The sequence below is a fragment of the Legionella santicrucis genome (genome assembly GCF_001468135.1).
Classification (GTDB): domain Bacteria; phylum Pseudomonadota; class Gammaproteobacteria; order Legionellales; family Legionellaceae; genus Legionella; species Legionella santicrucis.
Map to the genome: position 1 here is coordinate 157,283 of NZ_LNYU01000024.1, position 20,236 is coordinate 177,518.

Genomic DNA, 20,236 nt, shown 5'->3' on the forward strand with positions numbered 1-20,236 from the left:
AGTTGTTTGCTTATGCGGTGTTATGAAACATTTGCCTAGGGGGAATCTACTTCATTAATCTTGATTGAAAAATTCTCTGTTGTAATGTAAATAGTCTATGTCAATAGAAGTTCCCTAATAAATAAAAGAGGACAAAGTGAGAATCGTTAAAAATTTTACTATTATTTTTTTCCTGATTGGATACATACAGTGCTTTGCTTCCAATACGATACAAGTCAAAAAATCGGATGATTACTACATGCAAATCGCGATAGAGCTTGCAAAAAATAATCCCCAAGCTCCTTTTGCTGCGCTTATTGTTGATAATAAAACAGGGAAAATTTTGGCAAGAGGACTTAATGCCAGTAAAGTTAATCCGACTTTTCATGGGGAAATGGTTGCAATCAATAATTGCATCAAAAAACATCCGCATGTAAATTGGTCAAATGTTACTTTATATACTACCGCAGAACCATGTTCTATGTGTCAAAGCGCTGTTGTTTGGGCAAATATACCAAGGGTTGTGTTTGCTACTTCTTTGGAATATTTAAAAAGTCACGGATGGGATCAAATTGATTTTCATGCATCAGAAATTAACGAGAAGTCTCCTTTTTATCATGGGGTAATTATTGGCGGGGTTCTTGCTGATAAGGCTAATCCCTTATTTGCCTCTTCTTTTCACAAGAATTAAAAACAATTCACTATAAAAACTAACCTATTTTTATAGTGAATTTTAATATTAGCTCATCTGATTAAGTACACTTAAACTTTCGCATACAATTTCTTGACCCAAGGGCCAATGGTTAGTCCTTGAAATAGAATGGAGAAAATCACTACCATATAGGTCATCATCAAAATTGCATCGAAGGCAAATTCATTTGTTTTTCCAACGGTGTCGCGTAGAGAAAGAGCCAGTGCTACCGATATTCCACCCCGTAGGCCACCCCAAGTAAGAATTTTGATACTGTGTGGTGCGAAGTCCAATTGATGTCGCATTAAAGTTAATGGGATTGCCACTGAGATCCATCGTGACAGGATGACTACTGGAATTGCAATGATCCCAATCAATAGATATTGTTTATTGATGGTTAATACCAGCACTTCTAGACCAATTAAAACGAAAAGTACGGCGTTTAGAATCTCATCGAGCAACTCCCAAAAGGTATCTAGGTGTTCGCGAGTTTTATTGGACATCGCAAATTTTCGCCCGTGGTTCCCTATAAGTAAACCAGCTACTACCATTGCTATAGGGGCTGAGATATGAATTCGTTCTCCTAGGGTATATCCTCCCATCACCAGTGCTAGCGAGATAATAATTTCAACTTGATAGTTATCTATGGATTTTAACATTTGATAGGTAATATACCCCGCTACTAGTCCGAATAAGGCTCCACCAATGGCTTCTGTAACAAACAGCATTAATAAATGTGAGATGCTGATTTCTTGTGTTCCTGAGGCCATTTCAAGAATACCAAGAAAAAGTACAACACCTATACCATCATTAAAGAGTGATTCCCCAGCAATCTTCATTTCCAAATTTTTAGGTGCGCCTAAAATCTTCAAAATACTTATTACTGCGATGGGGTCGGTAGGAGAAATAAGTGCTCCAAAAAGCAGACAGTAGATAAAAGAGATTTGCATGTTAAGCATATGAAGGAGCCAATAGGTTAACAGGCCTACAAGGATGGTGGATACAAGTGTGCCAATAAGGGCTAGTACAGTAACAACGATTTTCTGTTCGGCGAGTTGACTAATATTAACATGTAGTGCACCTGCAAAGAGTAAGAAGGCCAACATTCCATGAAGCAGGGCTGCATTAAAATTAACCTGCTCCAAAAAGTTTTTGGCATTTGAAATAATTTCAGGCCATAGCATGCCACTTATATTTAAGCCTAAAGAAAACACTAAGGCTATGGCCATCAATCCAATCGTCGGCGGAAGTTTAAACAGTTTAAAATTGATGTAGCTAAATATCGCCGAAAGCGTGATGAGTACGGCAATGATTTCAAAAAGCGACATAAACATTCCTTTGTTTAAACCGAATTAGCATTAGAATCCATTTTCTTTTTGATTAAGTCAGTTATTAATACAATATTTATGCGAACAAAAGCAAGCTGCATTATTATTGTGGCATGTTTCCTTATCATCTAATATGCCCATCCCCAATGACCACCCATTTATAGCTTGTTAATGCATCTAAAGACATAGGGCCACGGGCATGCAATTTTTGCGTACTAACTCCTATTTCAGCACCCATGCCAAATTGTCCACCATCGGTAAATGCTGTTGAAGCATTAACATAAACAGCGGCCGCATCAATATGATCAAGAAAATAATTCTGTGCAGTTTGCTCTTCGGCAATAATTGCTTCACTGTGTCCAGAACTATATTCCATAATATGCTTAACTGCTTCTTTCACTGAATCGACCGTCTTTATTGCCATTTTATAAGAGAGAAACTCTTGCCCAAAGTCATCTGGCGTTGCCTTATGGAGCAATTCTGTTGGATAAAATGATCTTAGTGCTTGGAAGCTTAATTGATCGGCAAAAAGTTCAACATTTTTATTGGCAAGTGGCTTTACAATTAAAGGTAAATCAACCAAGCGATCTTTATGGATTACTAATGTATCCAGTGCGTTGCAAACGCTCACTCTTCTTGTTTTTGCATTATCAATAATTAAACGGCCTTTCTCTGTATTTCCACTTTGATCAAAGTAAATATGAACAATTCCAGCACCCGTTTCAATGAAAGGTATTCTTGCATGCTCACGTACAAAATTGATTAATGATTGACTTCCTCTTGGAATACACACATCAACGAACTGATTGGCTTTCAAAAGAATATGCGTTGCTTCTCGTTCTAAAGGCAATAAATAGACGATAGTTTTACTGATGTTGTGATTATTGAGTACTTGATGAATCAATGAAACTAAAAATAAATTAGTATGGTGAGCCTCCTTTCCACCTTTTAAGACACAGGCATTACCTGTTTTAAAACATAATGTAAACGCATCAATGGTTACATTAGGCCGTGATTCATAAATAATTGCCACAACCCCTAATGGAACAGAAACTTTCTGAATATTTAATCCGTTGGGAAGCCTTTTTTGTTCTAGGATTTTTGTTTGTGAGTAGGGTAAAGAAGCGACGTTTTCAATATCAGACGCTATCGTTTCAATTCGCTCTTTAGATAAAAGCAAACGATCGTACTTAGGATCATCTTTACTCATTAATGCTAGATCTTTTTTATTTGCATCAATGATTTGATTTACAGAGTCTCGTAATCGTTGTGCAAGCCCCAATAATATTTGGTTTCGTTTTTCTTCATTAACAAACCTTAAGCTATAACTGTCTTTTTTAGTTGCTTTAAGTTGGTTAGTGACTTCTTCGATCATGAGAGCACCTTAAAAAATATGTAAATGATCATAATGAATAAACTCCGGTTTTGCGGAGTGGCCTAAATATTCATTTAATTTAATTGCATCGTATTTAGCAAGTCCAATCCCTATTTTTTCATGATTGGGAGTCAGTATTTCGATTAAGTCACCTCGCTTAAAATCGCCAGTAAATTTTTCAATACCCACAGGTAATATACTGATAATTCGCTTATTTTCCTTTATAATTTCGACAAGGTGAGCGTTTATAGTGATTGTTCCTAATTTTTTTTCACCATATGCAATCCACCTTTTGATATTTGATCTTTTTTTAGTGGGTAGAATAGTGGTACCTAAAGATTCATTACCGAGAATGCGCATAATTACCGCATGTTGATTGATGCTTGCTATGTGTGTCGTTATACCCAGATTCGACATCCTGCGCGCTGTCCCAAGTTTGCTAATCATCCCACCTCTGCCATGAAGACTTTTTACTGCGGAAACTTCAGGCCAATCATTTTTGGGATGGATCATTGAAATAAGTTCTGAACCGGTTTCATCGGGGTGTTTCGTGTATACCCCTTCAACATTACTCAAAATGATGAGTTTATCCGCATTTATCATTGCGGCTATAAGACCCGATAATTCGTCGTTATCAGTAAACATCAACTCTGCAATAGCAACACTATCATTTTCATTGATAATGGGTACAATATTCTTATGCTCTAAAATTTCACGCAGTAATCTTGAAATATTCAAATAGTGTTGTCTTGTTTGAAAATCTTGTTTCGTAAGTAACAATTGAGAGGCAAGCATATTATATTTTTTGAACATCGAAGCATAAATATGCATCAGCTCATATTGCCCCAATGATGCTAAAACTTGTTTTTCTCCTATCGAACTCCCGTATTGGCGGTCAAAAAATTGATGTGCAACTTTTCGACCCGAAGCAACCGCACCTGAACTTACTAATATAACTTGATGGCCGGTTTTTTGGAGTGTGACAATCTGTTCCACTAGATGGAGCATAATGGGTTCAAATGGAGTGCCATCACTTGATAAAATACTTTGGGTTCCGACTTTGATAACTATTTTCATTTTTGACTCATTAATGTAACTTTTTTCAATTGATTAGAGTACTCTTTAATGGTTTATGAATTGAGCGTCCTAATTCTTAAAACATAATACTCAATTTGTTGTTCTATTGCTTTTGAAAATTATAAAAGACAATTGATTAGAGTGAAACTCATGGGTATTTTTCAAGAAAGACGTTTTGGAGATTTGTAAGCATATACACAATAAGTTGGGAGATTATTTTAGTTCAAAGAATGAAAACAAATATTAAAAATAGTCTATATAAGAAATAAGGGCTATTAAAAAAAAATAATATGATGAATCTTAATAAGAAAAAAAGTATTTTTGCAGGATTATACGGGAATACTTTGGAATGGTTTGATTTTCTTCTCTACGCTAATTTTACTCCCTTATTTGCTGAATTATTCTTTCCATCAAAGATATACTTTGTTTCTCTCCTTCTTACGTTTGGTGTATTTGCCGTGGGTTTTTTTATGCGTCCCTTGGGAGGAGTATTATTAGGGCACTATGCCGATCATATTGGCAGAAGAAAAACCTTAATTCTCTCAATGTCTATTATGACTTTTTCTACAGCGTGTATTGCATTAATCCCGGGGTTTAATACTTTAGGCATCGTGTCGCCGCTATTGTTTGTTTTTTTTAGGTTAATTCAAGGAATAGCTGTGGGAGGAGAGCTCCCTGGTTCAACCACTTTTCTTATTGAGCATATGGCAGATCATCGACGTGGTTTTGCCGGAAGTTTGGTATTAAGCACCGCCTTTCTAGGTATTTTTTTAGGTTCATTAACGGCTTCTTGTCTAAGTGTTTTATTACCCGACGACATTCTTAGAGACTGGGGATGGCGTTTGGCTTATTTGATAGGAGCTCTACTTGGTGTCCTAGGAATTTATTTACGGGTGACCAGTGTGGAGCCCAGCACTTTTTTGCATACCAAGCATACTACAGAACTTCCTGCAAAAATTGTTTTTTCTGCATACCGTCGCAAATTATTGTTGGCTATTATTTTTACAAGTATTATGGCTATCAGTAATTACCTACTAATTGCTTATATAACAAGCTTTCTTGTCAAATCAGAAGGATTTGTATTAAAAGATGCCCTAGTTGTTAACTTTATCGCTTTATTCGTTTTGACGGTGTTAATCCCTTTGATGGGATTATTATCCGATTTTTTTGGTAGGAAACCGATTTTTTTGTGCGGTGCTTTCGGTATTTTAATTTTTATTTATCCTATATTTATTCTTTTTTTGAGTGGTATTTGGTGGCATGTACTTGTAGGAGAAATATTGTTAGCCGTAATGCTCGCACCTTTGAATGCTACAGTGCCTACTATTCTTGCTGAAATGTTCCCCACAGCTATCCGAGCTAGCGGTGTCTCTATTGGGTATAATATAGGTCAGGCATTTTTTGGTGGGACAATACCTGTAGTCGCTCTAACGTTAGTTGAATTAACGGGAAATAAGTACGCTCCAGCGTTTTATATTTTATTTTGGGCTATTATCGCGATTATTGCTACTCGATATGCGCAAGAGACTTATCTTAATAAATTAACGTGAGTTTCGTATAAGCGAACGTGGATTTATTTCGACCCGTTCGGCTGAGGAAGCGCATAGCGCTGTCTCGAAGCCTTAGCACGAATTTTCAAGTTCTGTGTTAAGTCTTCGAGACGGCATACATGCCTCCTCAGCCCAAACGGTTTGAGATGGGGGCTGGATCTAAATAGATTCTTTATCCGAAACTTACGTTAAATTAGGACAAGACAAAAAACTTGGCTCATTTGATTTTTATTTCTTCAGTGGTGACTCACATGTTTCTAACGGACTAACAGCTTCTAATGGAATTCTAGAAGCGTTCAGTACCCGGCAAACACAGCTATAATGTCCGAGAATCGTAAATAACTCCATAATGAGAGCGACGCTATAACGTTCAAGTAACTTGGTAAACGTTTCATCGGTTAATGTTGCCAGATCTTCGAATTCATCAACTACCTGACAAATAAAATTTTCTTCATTAGATAAAGAAACGACTTTTTGTTCCGTACATATAATTTCTAATTCTTCGGAACTAATCCCTGCTTTTCGAGCTAATGCTTTATGCTGATGTAGCTCATAGGCCGAATTAGTTTTAAATCCATAACGGCAAATGGCAATTTCACGTAATCTTGGATCAAAATTTCCTTTATAAATACCTGCAACAAAATCCAACCACGGTTTATGTGTATTCGGCGCTAAAGTAAGTAAACGATGAATATTTAAAGGAGGAAGACTGTTTAATAAATCTACCGTTTCTGGAGGTAATTCATTATCTTGGGGTAAAGGAATGTGTTTAGGCGTATTCATTTTTCATTCTCCTGAATAAACGATAATAAGCGAACTCTTAAATTAACATAATTAGATTGACCTAGGCATTTTATATCTTTCAAATGCATCATTTACCACTAATTCAATCGTGTAGTTACCTTTTGGAGCGAAAGTATAATTTGGATTTTTCTATTTTAGACCGAACCGCCATCTATATTGATTTAACTCCAAAATTTGTTAATATTCAACACCATGTGATCACAATAGTCACATTTTATTTACTTAGGAGGCATCACGTGACAAAAATCTATCATCATCCAGCCAACAATACATCTGACGTTGACTACACCAAGGGAATACCTGCCAATTCAGTCTTTATTTGTGATGGGGGGGCCTATCAATATGCCTACATAGATGGGGATGTTGGAGAAGGTGCAACCATTATTAAAAGTAATTCAGGTAATATTCATTTTACTGGGAATATTGGCGCTAATGTTGTTTTTAGAATTTCAGGATTAGGAAATGTTTCCATTAATGGGAAAGTTGATGATTCTGTTGTATTTGTCTTGGAAGGGGTAGGAAGTCTAAGTTTTAATACCAAACCCTCAGCAAAAGTTCTTGAATCTATTTTGACAACTGGAGAACGAAATATTCATTTTTCAAAACCTCAAAGTTCTTTAGCTACTTCTAATCAAGGATTGTTTAAGCATTTCACTCCTCTCAATATGAGCAATCTTCAAGATGATGGCATCCATCCACCGCGTAAACATCGCACGCCTCAATAAACAGTATTGATTTTAGTTTTTAAATGCTATGTAAAGACCAATGGCGCATAATGCGCCATTGCTTATAAAATCCCAGTGGTATTTTCTATAAGTAAATTTACAAGTAGGTATCATAATATTGTGACTGGCCCATCGAGGATTAAATAAAAATTCAATGGTCCAACTTCGTATATAACTAGACTGTATTCTGTTCCTGATAAAGTATGCCTGCGGCTAATTCCTCATAAAGACGAATCACACTAATTAATTGCTCTAATTTACTGATCGTGAGTTGATATGCCTGTTGGTTAATTTCTATCTTGCTGTAGAGCAAATCATTGTGGCTAATAAGACCTTTAGCATAGAGATCTTGTTGTAAGAGATATCTTTTCTGCAAAGCTGCTAAAGAGAGATAGTCTTCATGATATTTAGCCATGAGTTTTTGATTGGCGGCGATACTATTGGCAATGAGGCGTAATGCATTTTGGATGACATTATTATATTCCGCTAAACTCCTATTAAAAATTGCTTTACTGGTTAAAATCTGTCCAAACAAAGAGGGAGATAAGTTAAATGTTGCGTACATATCCCCATAAGGTGCTGAATGGGTAGGATTGCTAAATGTACCATTTAAGCTCGCTTTTCCCCAAAAATAATCTAACGTTAGGGCAGGAAGGAGTTGGGACTCTGCAATATTGACGCCACTGCATGCGGCAAGTAGCGAAGTTAAGGCTATCATTACATCCGGTCGACGTAGAATCACTTGAGTATTAATCTTGTTCAGTGGCACTGCTTTACTGGGTAAGTTAATAAATGATTTCCTGGATTTTATTTTTCCTGGCGGCTGATTGATTAAATAACGTAGTGCATTTTCACTGGCGATGATGTTGTTTTGTACTTGTTTTTGCAGTCCTAGGATGCTTTGTAATTGGCTTGTTACAGTTAATAATTGTAGATCATTTGCTAAGCCTTGGTTCTTAGCTATTTTTAATGATACTAAAAGCTTTTCATTGTCGTGTTCGATTTGTTTCAATAGCACTAATTGATGATTCCAGGCGAGTAGTGAAAAATAACTACCAGTCACTTCGCCAATAACAGTTAAACGTACCCCAAGATAATATGCTTTAGTACGTTTTAAAATAAATTCTGCTTTTTTTTGTTGAAAATAAAGTGCAACAAAATTTTGGTAATAGCTGGGAAGAACGCCGTAAAACACACCCGGGTTTCCCAAAGCAGGGTTTTGGGCAAACCCCATTAAAACATTTAATCCAGGCAGCCAATTTAAGCGTATTGTTTGTAGCTCAGCCTGAGCAACACGAATTGATCGTTTGGCGATTGTCACATTATTATTGTATAGAAGCGCTTTCTCGACAAGTTGGTTGAGCAGAGGATCTTTAAAATCTTCCCACCAAGCTTGATAAGGAAGTCGATTTAATGCATCATTGCTTGAGTCTCTCAGATATGTAGGAATATAAATCGACGAAAGTCGTGAGTTTTTTGCGCTTGGCATGCATGCTACTAGCGCACTTGTCATGACTAAAATAATTAGTGTTGCCAGGCTGCGCAATTAAATGGTTTCCATAAAAATAACATGACTAATATTAAAAAATGGTAACACAAAAGCTTCGAAAGTTAAAACCTTATACAGTTGTACTTTCATTGGTCTTACTTGCGGTTTTATATTACTTTTTCTCTTTTTTAGTCCCTTTTACTAATAATGCTTTTGTCGTCGCCAATGTTCGCCCTGTAGCGGCGATTGTTAGTGGATACATTACGGATTTATATGTGGAAAATGAACAATATGTCCATAAGGGACAACCTTTGTTTACCGTTTTCCAAGAACCTTACAAGCTCACTTATAATCGGCTCATTGAAGAGGTTCATACTGCGAAAGTGGATCTTCAAAGTTTACAACATCAATTAGAAAAAGATAAACAATTACTGATACAGTACGATCAAGAATATAAGAGAATCCACTTAAATTATCTTCGAAATAAAGCGGTTTTAAAATCAGGTGCAATATCTGAAATTAATGTTAAAGATTTGCACTATGACGATCGTGGTAGTTTCGCCAAAGTGAATATGCAAAAGCAGCAAATTAGCGTGGATAAAAAAAATATTCAGAGTTTACAACATAAGATCAAAGCATTAATTTATAAAATGCGCTATGCCAAAGTTAATTTAGAGCAAACGACTGTTTATGCCCAAAGTAATGGCCGTATTCAAAATATGTATTTATCTTTGGGAACGCCCATAGAAATAAATAAACCCATCTTTTCTTTTGTAGATACGGATAATTTTTACATTCAGGCTAATTTTACTGAAATTGATTTGCGTATGGTCAAGACGGGCGCTAAAGTCTACATTATTCCTCGCATGTACTTTGCTACGAAGTTATATCATGGCACGGTAGTATCTGGTGCTTGGGCTGCTAACCGTCAATTGACAAACCCTAAGACGCAATTACAAACGGTAACCAATGATACTAATAATTGGATACTTTTGCCTCAGCGTTTTCCGGTGCAAATTAATATCGATGATTATGATGCCGAACATTATCCGCTGCCTATTGGAGCAACTTGTTATGTCATTATCAAGATATAATTGTCTTAAGGATTAATTTTCTTATGGAAGTGACTTCCGAAAAAACAATAATGGCCGCACGTATGGCCATCAGTATGATTATCGCTTTAATCATTACAACGTATTTTGATATTGTTGAGCCCACATGGGTTTACATTTCTTTATTTATTGTTTTATTTGAACAACGCACTATTGGCGCTTCGTTGACTCGCTGTTCTATGCGGGCGATTGCTACAATTAGTAGCGCTTTATATAGCCTTATTATTATTTTGCTTTTTCATAATGCTTATCTTATGAATATTATTGGGTTTATTATAGGGATTTTTTTATATACGTATTTATTTTTAGGGACTAAAAAAAGTTATATTGGAATTTTAGGCTGTGTCACTCTCGCTATCTGCCTTATTAATTATAATGATTTTACCTATGTATTTATGCGTCCAACCAATGTAATTATTGGGATATTAATCGGCTTCTTTACATTACGGTTTTTTTTTCCAACCCGTGCTACAAAAGTGCTTATTTTAGAAATGCAGAAATTTCTAAACGAATATGCCGCTTTATCTAATTACCTTGCAAATATAGACAACTCAACAACAGACTTATCCAAACATTTAGTTCAGTGCGAATCAAATGTTTTAGCACTTATTCTTCGCTTTCAAACATTAATTAATGAGGCCCAGGTTGAAATAGGCAAGGATTCTGAATTTACCCAAGTCGCTGCGGACATTCTGCAATCTTTCCGGCATATTTTTCGTTATTACGCTTCGATAATCGCATTAATCCTTTATGAGGGGGTTAAAATCAATGAAAAGGATAAGGAAAGTTTTCTTTTTTTAAGCAACACATTAAATATATTGGAAGAAAATCTTTTTGCTTTAAGGCGTAGACGCAATTTACTTATGGATCCTGGTAGAATATCTCCACAGGATGAAAATCTATTATCGTTGATGCTTAATTTACTTGTTGCAGAATGCAGCTCGTTGGAAATTAAGATTCATAAATTAATCCGTATGACTAAAGTAATTAAATTAACGTGAGCTCGACGTAAAAGATCATTTTTATATACATTTTTGCTTCATATGAATATTTTTCATTACAAAAATGAAAACAGGTTCTTATGAGAGTGAATGCATTATTTATGCTCATAAAGAAGTTTATTGTGTCAGTATGTATTATAATTAAAATGTTATAAACAGGAATTTATAACTCTCGTTAAGCTGTTAAAGGATAGGGAGCTTAACATGGCTACTAAAGTTGACATTTTATATGTAGAAGATGATGAAGTTGATATTAAGGCAATGCAGCGTGAATTTCTAAAAATGAATAAGCCCATTAATATTGCTATAGCAAAGGACGGAAAACGTGCTCTGGATATGTTGTATGGACTTAATGGGCAGCTTGAAATTAAACCTAATGTAATATTACTTGATCTCAATTTACCGCAAATGAATGGTATTGATTTTTTAAAAAAATTGAGAGAGGGCTTTAATTTTTCCGATGTCAAAGTGTTTGTGCTTACTGGTGCATATACTACGGAAGAAAAGCTTGCAACAAGTGATTTAAATATCTCCGGTTGTATTATCAAACCTTTGAAATATGAAGATGCATTAAATATTTTATGGTGTGCCTCTGCAGGCGAAGACATGTCAAAGTTGCTTTTTATGCAGTAAAAGCAGAATAATTGAAGAAAATCTAAAATCTTTATTTTTCTAATGTACACTACTTTTTTAAGTATTTTTACTGAGTAGAATATGGGGTTGGCTAATGGCGCCAACCTCCAGAGCGTATGATTCATTTAGATTATTTTTACTTAAAGGGGCTTATCTTCAGCTTTAATATGCCCCTTAAGTAAGGAGAGGTTTAATGACATACCATTTCTGCGGGTCTTCCAGGTACTGGCACACAAGTTTTGTAATATTTTCCCTTATAGAAGTAGTTATAATAAACGCCATTAATAAAGTATAAATAATACATGCCATTATAGAAATAATTGTAATAGCGTCCATTATTGTAATAAACATAATAGTTATTATTATGGTAGTAATTATAATATCTGCCATTATGGTAATAAACGTAATAATTATTCTTGTAATGGTAATTATAATATTTACCATTATGGTAATAGTTGTAATTATTTCCTTTATAATAATAATGTCCTGGTTTTACGCCCCCATGGACATTCACATTAACGTTTTTGTTTACATTGACATTATTTACATTAATATTAGTATTTTTATGCTTAATCACCTTATTTTGGTAATTGTGATGTTCGTAGGGACGCTCTACGGGGCCATTTCTATAGCGCTCAAAATGCTCTCTGTTTGCATCAGCAATGGAAGGCAAAATAAGCATCATGATGGAATAAACCATATATGCTCGCCAATTATAATTTTTACTACTCATGATGGTACCCCTCGCAAAATAAAAACCGTTAAAAGTAGAATTTCCCAGAAGTGATGCGTAGGAGATTCTGTAACTATTAAGTAGAAAAGTTGAGTCAACTATTATTCATTTTTAATTTTTAAGCAAGTTGAAAATTCAAACTTTAGCTTAACCCCCGCACTTTTTAATACCATCAAAGGCTCAATTTTTATTAATAAAAATAAACAACGGGATTGTGAGTCAAGTGATTTTTAATTACAATCCATGTTTTTAAATAAAGCAGATCATGTGATGAAATACAAGAAAATTAAAGAGCTTATTGAGAAAGCAGGATTTTATTATGTAGATGAGGGAAGAGGCATTGGCTTGGCAGAAGGAAAAAATGTAGCCTATTATCAAAAAGACAGTTACGGTGTTACAAGACAACAGCAAAGCATTTGTCTCGCAACAGACAAAGAGAATGAAGAGGACATTCTGCCCATTTTTTCGATTAATGTTCCTGAAAAATTACGTGATGCTGTTTACGAAATTATGAATGCGCCCTCAGAAGAGTGTGTACCAGCCAAGAATGCATGTATTGGATAAATGCATTTCAGGCAGTTTTAATAAATATAAAGGCTATGTAAAACATCAAATAAAGCCCAGCAAGGAGGATGATAACTCCACTACTGTAAATGAAAAATTTTATCAGGTTAGAGGGGTTATCAAAGCGGTATTGTCCCAAAGTAATTATTCTAAGTGTCAATTTGCCTGTTGAATAAATAAATGGATCAATAAAAAGATCAAAAATTACATCGATAATAAGCCATCCTAAAAACCGAAATATCCATCTTATAAAACCCACTATTACTTCATCAAACATTTTGTCCTCGAAAACAAGGAAATTTTTGCATCACCTGTATCTTGGTTACGAACTCTTGGGCATTACTAAGGCGACATTTTTGCTGAAATACGTTCATAAAAATATAAGCCCCTTTTATGTTGCCATAGGGGCTATATTATCTCTTACAGAGATTTTATCGTTAATGACTCAGCTTGGGGAAAGATACCGTTATCTAAAAGGGAAATTATTTCTTCATTCTTTAAAACATCACCGAGCATGCTATGCTCTTCTTCATCTATCCATGTTTCAAGATTTTTTAACAAGCGAGCTCTTTTTCCCCAAATTGCGGAAGGGCTTTTCTCTGCTGCATGAGTCGTGATTTTCTCGATCACTTGGTTGACTAATAAGGTAAAATCCTTATCTTCATTGCTCAATTTACTGTTGATGGTTTTAATATGCTCTTCACAACTCCATTTTGCTTTTAATCTTTTATAGATTAAAGGAGACATAGTGACAGCATGAGAAAGAAGAAATGCTAAGGAAGCGCCTAATGCAAATGGCGTGACGCCTCCTTCCTCACTTTTGTTCCAAGCTAAAAAACCACCAGTAGCTGTGCATGTAATGACGAACCCTCGCTCTATTAATTCTCGGGTTGAGTAGTGGTGGTTGCTAAAAAATAAGCTTCCTGGCCTGTTCCAATTAATCAAGTAATCTGTTTTTTGATTTAAGAAAGACCTTACATTATCCAATGACAGCATATTACTTCCTCTTTGAGTAAAAGAACTTATTATCCTTGGTTTCTTTATGATTGCAATATTGTTTCTTAAAGCCTACATTTTGGGTTTAATTTGAACTATATTGTGTCTTTAAATAAAAATTTCTCATAAATTAATATTATTTTAATAATAAATTTGATAACTATCAGATTCCCTATGCATTTACCTATAATTATCAAATCAAACTCGAATTAGGATTAAATGTGCTCAAGATTATTTCTCATCCTGGAAAATACGAGCAAGCTGAAGCTGAAAATGTAAGGTACCAGGATAAACATATGCCATTTGGTTATTTTGAAATGCAAAATTTCCCTTTTCGCTCAGCCCAAGAAGATGCATTGATATGGGAAACATTGGAGCAACTCTTAGACTCATTAAATCCAGAAGAAATTGGCAAACGCTTATGGACAACTTATCGAATTTTAGACGAGCAAATTTTAACGATGGAATACACTGACGGAACCACTGCTTCGACTACAATATTTGATGGACGAGGTAATTTAATTACGGCAACTTTAGCGGATGCTGCATCTTTTGCGGCAATTTATGATAAAGAGGAGCATCTCTTGGGAGTGGTCCGGCTAAATTCAGTCACTCATAAACCTACGGATCCAGGAGAAGCTCTGCGAATTGAGCAAACTGGGGGAACTGTAGTGTGGGACCGGGTTGATGGTGTGCTCGCTATTTCACGTGCTATTGGTGATAAGTTGCTCAAGCAACATGGGGTTTATTCTGAAGCAACAATTGATATTACGAATATTGATGATCTTGGAAAAAAATGTAACTTAAGCCGCGAAGCAATTGGGAAAATACAGATTATCATGACTTGTGACGGGTTTACTGATGGTGCAAGTAGTGACACTAAAAGAAGTCATGAGCAATTTTTATATCAATCATTACATGAAATTATAAAGTTAAATAAAAAGCAACCGGAAGTAGAAATAGCAAAAGCATTGGCATACAAAGCAAAAACAAATGGTTCATACGATAATATTAGTGTTGCGATACAAACGATAACTCACAATACCCCTGCTTTTTTGCTTGGAGTTTATGATGGGCATGGAGGTGCTGAGGCTTCAACTTATGTCGCAAATCATATTGGCGATGAATTTAAGAATCAATGTATTTTAACGTTAATGGCGTATACAGAACAGGCGCTGAGTGTTGAAAAAAATAAGCGTGCATATCTACGTGATAATTCGCAAGAGGTGAGAGATGAGAGAAAAAGACGAGAATCTATTATCGGTAAGACAGTATGATTCAATTGTCAACAATCTAATATTTTATTGATTCACCCATTGCACAAAACGTTCTGCTTGATCTATCCATAATTCTGGATGTAATAAAGTAAAATGACCGTATGAAAAGGGTGTTCCCTTTTGTAACGTCCATTGTCCATGTTTTACGCGCTTCATTAACTCGGATACTTGATAAAATTCGGGTGAGTCTAATGCATCATCAGTGAAGTCCAGCGCAAAAATCTTTGCTTTTATGGAATGTAACAAAGGTTCTGGATTGTAATCCTTAGAAGCTGACATCACATAAATTATATTATTAGCATCTTGTTTTGTACTGTCTAATACCGCGTTATTAATGTAGTTAGTCGCATCTTTTTCATTGGCAATGATGCGTTGCATATGAGGTACACCATCAACCATCATTGCTACTAACGGCCATATTGATTTTATTCCATAAGGAGGTGTCTTATAATTACCGTTAAGCCAGGATGGATCATTTTTGATACTGTTAATAACGATTTGTCGCCATAATAAATTTCGCCCATCGATTGCGTGAGGTAGTGAAACAATAGGCATGACTCCATCCATAAACTCAGGATATAACTCACTCCACATCCAGGAATGCATACCACCCATTGAAGTGCCAACAATCATTTTTAAATGAGAAATTTTTAATTGTTCAGTAACCAGGCTATGTTGCAATGCCACCATATCATGATAATTATAATGGGGAAACGCCATGCGTAAGCCATCACTCGGCTTACTCGATTGTCCTTGACCTACATTATCTGGAAAAATTAAAAAGTACTTATTGGCATCAAAGGGCTTCCCTGGAGCTAATAGTGCTTTTTTAAAATGTTCAAACATTTCTTTCCCACTACCACCAGTCCAGTGTAAAAAGAGAATCGCATTAGTAATTTCACCTTGATTATTTTTTTGGGGAACCCCTAATGTAATATAATGTATGCGCAGATTATCTAGGCTTTGACCATTGATAAAGCGATATTTAGCTATAATAAAATCATCTTCTTTATAATTAATTATTTCTTGTTGATGAAATGCAACTGGAGCATTATTGGTTGTTTTTCCATAGACCTGATACATCTGGAAAAATAAAATACAGCAGCATAGTAGAATTTTCATTTGCTCCATTGCGTTCCTTATAGTTATTTAAAATTTGAAAAGTCTGAATAGTTTGATATTATCGTGCCTTTTCAATTAAACATTCTATTGCTAAACATTGACTCATGCTTTTAGGGAAGTGTTTGAATTTTAATTCACTATACGTAATAAGCACGTTCCCCTGTATTGGTTTTTTGACTTCGTCTGAAACGAATTAAATCTGTTCTTACTTCTGCGTTGAGTTATATCCTTATCATTTTCAAAACTACGCTACAAAAATCGTTAGAGTACACTAACTTCATTTTTTTATAAATATTTAATGGGATCTGTTTTATAGGATTAAACTGTCTGCTCAAGAGGTTTTCAGCGACAGGTATGAAGAAGAGGGGCCATTATTTTTTGAAGATCATTCTTCTGAAATTATTGATGATGATGTATTTTGCAGGCTACAAACATTTTCCAAACGTACTTATTACTGTTTTTTCACATTGAAGAACACGACATTTGTAGCGTTGTTCTCCAGTAAGTGATTTACCATTTTTGACTCTATTATTGCTCGAGCAATGAACACATGTTGCTTCTATGACAGCCACAACTTTTGTCCTTGAAAATATTAAATGTTATTAAAATCAATAAATTAATTGCGCCACTTATTTTTAGGAAGTCCCTAAAGGAATTCACTATGACTAATCGGAATTAAAAGATCATTACTGCTTAATATTCGAACACTATCATTTCTAGTATAGAGGCAATAAATACTAGGAGGCTATCATGCCTAAGTCAAAAGTCAACCAAGGATTGTTCGGAATAACTGTGCAAACCTGGGGCACTAAGGATAAACAAAGTAATGGAATGATCAATTTTATGGATCAACAACTTTTTGGCGGTGATGTTGGTCATGCTTCCATCAACATGAAATTACCAATTAATGAAGATACCAAAAAATGGATTGAACAATATTGTTGTAAAGAAAGCTATGAAAAGTTCAAGACAAAGAACGGTGACGTATCTTATGAGCGTTATCTTGAAGAAGTTGAGAAAGCGATTCCTTTTTCACAAAAAAAACAAGAAGTACGCAAAGCACAATTTAATGAATCAGGAGCACTTCAAACCTCACAAGAACGAGCTTATGAACAAGAATATTTTGATATTGATTTTAGTTGGTGGCCTAGCCGCGTAAGTACTACAACAATGGATATGATTAAAGAGCGTGAAGGAAAACATGTCAATTATGCTGAAGAATGGAGGGATTACCTTCAACCAGTGCAACGATTACATAGGGGAAAAATTGGTCAACGGCTCATGGATTATGATCCTTTAACCGTTACTCACCAACGTGATTTACCTGATTTTATTTTAGAGCGAATGAAAAAAAGAAATAGCATGGAAAAAAATGATGAAAAATTAAATGCTATTACTCTCTTAGAGAAAAAAATTGGCGAATTAACTAGTACTACTTTTGGTTCAACCATGAAGTTAATGTTTAAAAACATAGGTATTGATGGTGAAAGTCTAAAAAAAGAGTTTTATGAAGGTAACAAGCAAACTGATAATATTGAAGAACTTAAAACCTTTCTAATTCAAAGGGTATCCGACACTAAAAGTAACTTAATAAATGAAAATGAAAACCTTAAGACTCAATTAGAAGATAGTTCCGATATTGATGCGTTACAACAAAAAATAGCGGAGATATCAGAAAGCATTAAAACTGTCGCTGATGAAATAACCGAAATAAAACGCGATGAACGTTTAGATGATTTGCATGCTATTTTTAACGAAGCCAATGGCCCCATTCCTTTTACTGGGCAAGTCGATAGTATAGTGAATGGTTTACCAGAACTCAAAGACCTACTCAAATTACAATACGGTACTATAAGTGCTAATTCTGTTACTCGTTTGATTGCTCATATTGATAATTTAATCATAGAAAAACAAGCAAAGGATCAAAGTACCCATGCTCAAACCTTAGAAAAAATTGCTAAATATGAAGAGATCTGTAAATTACCTGAAAATGAGCAAGAGGATGCTTTATGGGATGAAGGTTTAAATGATGTTAATATTGATGAGCTTCGCAATCAAATAAAATCCGATAGTGGTTCAATAGAACCTCTTAAACAAATTAAAAGTGAGTTATTAAATTATCAAAATGATGGCCTGTCCTTTTCAGCTGAGTGGGAAGTAAAATTCAATCAGGTGATGACTGATTGGCATAGCGCCATAGATGAACCATGTCAATTCATTACTCCAGAAAGTAGTAAACAAATTGCGGCAACAGCCCTTACCTTAAAAACTACTCGAGATGAGGGGATTGTAGAAAAGCAATCAACCCAGGACAAATTCCAAAGTGAGCACGCTAAATTAAAACGAGATCTTGCCTATTTTGAAGAGTTTGAAGCTTTTTTTGAAGACAATAGTTCTGCTTATTCTACCCTAGGAAGGGCTCCTCATCATACTGTCTCACTTCCCTTACAAACCGATACAAGTAGAGGATTATCACCCGTTGAAATGCTCAAAAAAATGCACGAGTTAATTGTTGAAGATCCAGAAAAGTTCAATCTTTATAAAAAAAACTGTTCATTAACTTCAATGGAAGTCCTCAAAGCTGGAGCAAAACATGATCCTTACTTATTGCAAGTGATGGACACTCCCGCATTAGGTTTTTTTGGCACTCCGCAACAAGTACTAACTAATGCTCAAAATGCTCAAGCAGCGATAGATAACCAAAAAACAAATACGATTTTAAAAACCTTAAATCCCGATCGTTATTTGGATAGAGCATTAGGCTACGGTATTTCACTTTACATGGAGAAGGACAGTTCTAAGTTACAACAAGCCTTAGGAATCACGATCGGATCGCTCGTTTCTGTAGCGAAGCTTCCAGGAATAATAGCCGATGCGGTATTGGATCCTACAGCCTCATTAGACGATTTGGTTGATACCCTTGATCTGATTTATGAACGTGATTCAACCAAACTCAAAGTAGGAATGACTATTTTATCATCTCCTGCACTTGTATGTTTGGGAGCTATGTCAGGAATACAAAAAACCTTTGAATTAGCCGCCACCCCGTTTAAGTTTTTGTATCATAAATTAAGTCATCAACCAAAAGAATCCATGGATTTAATTACCGTGCCAGTAGGTGGTTATAAGCAAGAGGAGAGTGCTAGTAGCTCCTATACAAACACCGCTTTAGCTAGTTTAGTGAATCAAGGTATTAAACAAAAACTAGACGCTAATACCATTACTATAGCAAAGCAAAAGAATCCCAAAGATACCTTAGATGCTTTTGCAAAAGCTTTAAGCGACAATCCCAAAATGGTTGTTGTATTAGATGCCAAAGCGCATACACAACTTTTGTCTTATGTATTAAAGCCAGAAAATGCTGAGCAAAAACAACTTTTTTATAAATGCTGCAATCAGTCAGTAGCGCAAGCAGCTGCTTTTGAACCTAAAACAAAAGAAGGGATAAGAGAGTTCATTCCTGAGGAAAGGAGACCACAACAAACACAAACCAATGAAGCTGTTGAAGAGGTTACTATGGAGAATAATGAACTAGAAGAGGAGGAAATGGATGAGCATTCAGCATTAAGTATGTCCATGTCTTAAAAGAAGAAAGGGGGTTAAATTCGATTTAGCCCCTTCTTTATTCCAAGAAACTTTTATAATGTCAAAATGCTTAGTACTTCTCTCGATAATGAAAATCTTGATTTTTTGAAGATCAATTAAAGCAAATTATGGAATGAGGTATTGAATGGAACTATTAGATGGGTCAGGTGATCTGGAACAAAAATACGTTGTTTG

General features: G+C 35.2%; 19 protein-coding genes. 9 read left to right on the plus strand and 10 right to left on the minus strand.

The features are described from left to right. The first annotated feature begins 136 nt into the window (after positions 1–136). A complete protein-coding gene (locus Lsan_RS05510) occupies positions 137–670 on the plus strand; it encodes a nucleoside deaminase (protein ID WP_058513502.1) in 534 nt (177 codons plus the stop codon). Positions 671–741: 71 nt separating this feature from the next. Here the strand turns inward: Lsan_RS05510 and Lsan_RS05515 are convergent, their stop codons facing one another. From Lsan_RS05515 to proB, 3 genes are all read right to left on the minus strand, one after another. After that, positions 742–1,998: a cation:proton antiporter gene (locus Lsan_RS05515; protein ID WP_058513503.1), complete on the minus strand. Its 1,257-nt coding sequence runs from the start codon at positions 1,996–1,998 to the stop codon at positions 742–744. A gap of 124 nt (positions 1,999–2,122) precedes the next feature. Beyond that, on the minus strand, positions 2,123–3,373 hold the full coding sequence (locus Lsan_RS05520) for a glutamate-5-semialdehyde dehydrogenase (protein WP_058513504.1): 1,251 nt from the start codon (positions 3,371–3,373) through the stop codon (positions 2,123–2,125). A 9-nt stretch (positions 3,374–3,382) separates the two neighbouring features. Continuing rightward, complete coding sequence (proB, locus tag Lsan_RS05525) at positions 3,383–4,450, minus strand: glutamate 5-kinase (protein ID WP_058513505.1); 1,068 nt, start codon at positions 4,448–4,450, stop codon at positions 3,383–3,385. Between the two features lie 293 nt (positions 4,451–4,743). On the opposite strand from proB, the gene Lsan_RS05530 reads away from it, so the two are divergent. Continuing rightward, the gene (locus Lsan_RS05530) at positions 4,744–6,000 is read left to right on the plus strand and encodes an MFS transporter (protein WP_058513693.1); all 1,257 of its coding nucleotides are present in this window, start codon (positions 4,744–4,746) and stop codon (positions 5,998–6,000) included. A 228-nt stretch (positions 6,001–6,228) separates the two neighbouring features. Here Lsan_RS05530 and Lsan_RS05535 read toward each other — a convergent pair whose 3' ends face one another. Next, on the minus strand, positions 6,229–6,783 hold the full coding sequence (locus Lsan_RS05535) for a carboxymuconolactone decarboxylase family protein (RefSeq protein WP_058513506.1): 555 nt from the start codon (positions 6,781–6,783) through the stop codon (positions 6,229–6,231). A 257-nt stretch (positions 6,784–7,040) separates the two neighbouring features. Between Lsan_RS05535 and Lsan_RS05540 the strand changes: the two genes are divergently transcribed. Then, positions 7,041–7,529 carry a hypothetical protein gene (locus tag Lsan_RS05540; protein WP_058513507.1) on the plus strand — a complete coding sequence of 163 codons (489 nt, stop codon included), beginning with the start codon at positions 7,041–7,043 and terminating at the stop codon, positions 7,527–7,529. A 175-nt stretch (positions 7,530–7,704) separates the two neighbouring features. On the opposite strand, the gene Lsan_RS05545 is transcribed toward Lsan_RS05540, so the two are convergent. Next, complete coding sequence (locus Lsan_RS05545; RefSeq protein ID WP_058513694.1) at positions 7,705–9,018, minus strand: TolC family protein; 1,314 nt, start codon at positions 9,016–9,018, stop codon at positions 7,705–7,707. A 98-nt stretch (positions 9,019–9,116) separates the two neighbouring features. On the opposite strand from Lsan_RS05545, the gene Lsan_RS05550 reads away from it, so the two are divergent. From Lsan_RS05550 to Lsan_RS05560, 3 genes are all read left to right on the plus strand, one after another. Beyond that, positions 9,117–10,112: an HlyD family secretion protein gene (locus Lsan_RS05550; protein WP_058513508.1), complete on the plus strand. Its 996-nt coding sequence runs from the start codon at positions 9,117–9,119 to the stop codon at positions 10,110–10,112. 23 nt (positions 10,113–10,135) lie between these two features. Then, positions 10,136–11,131, plus strand: coding sequence for an FUSC family protein (locus Lsan_RS05555; RefSeq protein WP_058513509.1), 996 nt, complete (start codon positions 10,136–10,138; stop codon positions 11,129–11,131). Positions 11,132–11,335: 204 nt separating this feature from the next. Next, entirely contained in the window at positions 11,336–11,764 is a 429-nt protein-coding gene (locus tag Lsan_RS05560) for a response regulator (RefSeq protein WP_058513510.1), read from the plus strand. 190 nt (positions 11,765–11,954) lie between these two features. Here Lsan_RS05560 and Lsan_RS05565 read toward each other — a convergent pair whose 3' ends face one another. Next, the gene (locus Lsan_RS05565) at positions 11,955–12,497 is read right to left on the minus strand and encodes a hypothetical protein (RefSeq protein WP_058513511.1); all 543 of its coding nucleotides are present in this window, start codon (positions 12,495–12,497) and stop codon (positions 11,955–11,957) included. Between the two features lie 270 nt (positions 12,498–12,767). Here Lsan_RS05565 and Lsan_RS05570 point away from each other — a divergent pair, with 270 nt between their 5' ends. Next, on the plus strand, positions 12,768–13,061 hold the full coding sequence (locus Lsan_RS05570) for a hypothetical protein (protein ID WP_065236282.1): 294 nt from the start codon (positions 12,768–12,770) through the stop codon (positions 13,059–13,061). Between the two features lie 7 nt (positions 13,062–13,068). Here Lsan_RS05570 and Lsan_RS05575 read toward each other — a convergent pair whose 3' ends face one another. Both Lsan_RS05575 and Lsan_RS05580 read right to left on the minus strand, forming a co-directional pair. Continuing rightward, on the minus strand, positions 13,069–13,338 hold the full coding sequence (locus tag Lsan_RS05575; protein WP_058513513.1) for a hypothetical protein: 270 nt from the start codon (positions 13,336–13,338) through the stop codon (positions 13,069–13,071). A 143-nt stretch (positions 13,339–13,481) separates the two neighbouring features. Beyond that, complete coding sequence (locus Lsan_RS05580; RefSeq protein WP_058513514.1) at positions 13,482–14,057, minus strand: hypothetical protein; 576 nt, start codon at positions 14,055–14,057, stop codon at positions 13,482–13,484. 221 nt (positions 14,058–14,278) lie between these two features. Here Lsan_RS05580 and Lsan_RS05585 point away from each other — a divergent pair, with 221 nt between their 5' ends. Next, entirely contained in the window at positions 14,279–15,334 is a 1,056-nt protein-coding gene (locus Lsan_RS05585; RefSeq protein WP_237762049.1) for a PP2C family serine/threonine-protein phosphatase, read from the plus strand. A gap of 24 nt (positions 15,335–15,358) precedes the next feature. On the opposite strand, the gene Lsan_RS05590 is transcribed toward Lsan_RS05585, so the two are convergent. Together Lsan_RS05590 and Lsan_RS23500 are read right to left on the minus strand one after the other, a co-directional pair. After that, the gene (locus tag Lsan_RS05590; protein ID WP_237762050.1) at positions 15,359–16,456 is read right to left on the minus strand and encodes an alpha/beta fold hydrolase; all 1,098 of its coding nucleotides are present in this window, start codon (positions 16,454–16,456) and stop codon (positions 15,359–15,361) included. Positions 16,457–16,881: 425 nt separating this feature from the next. After that, positions 16,882–17,028 (minus strand): IS1 family transposase, encoded by a 147-nt coding sequence (locus Lsan_RS23500; RefSeq protein ID WP_162265587.1) that lies wholly within the window; start codon positions 17,026–17,028, stop codon positions 16,882–16,884. A 178-nt stretch (positions 17,029–17,206) separates the two neighbouring features. On the opposite strand from Lsan_RS23500, the gene Lsan_RS05595 reads away from it, so the two are divergent. Then, complete coding sequence (locus tag Lsan_RS05595) at positions 17,207–20,041, plus strand: hypothetical protein (protein WP_058513516.1); 2,835 nt, start codon at positions 17,207–17,209, stop codon at positions 20,039–20,041. Positions 20,042–20,236: the final 195 nt, after the last annotated feature.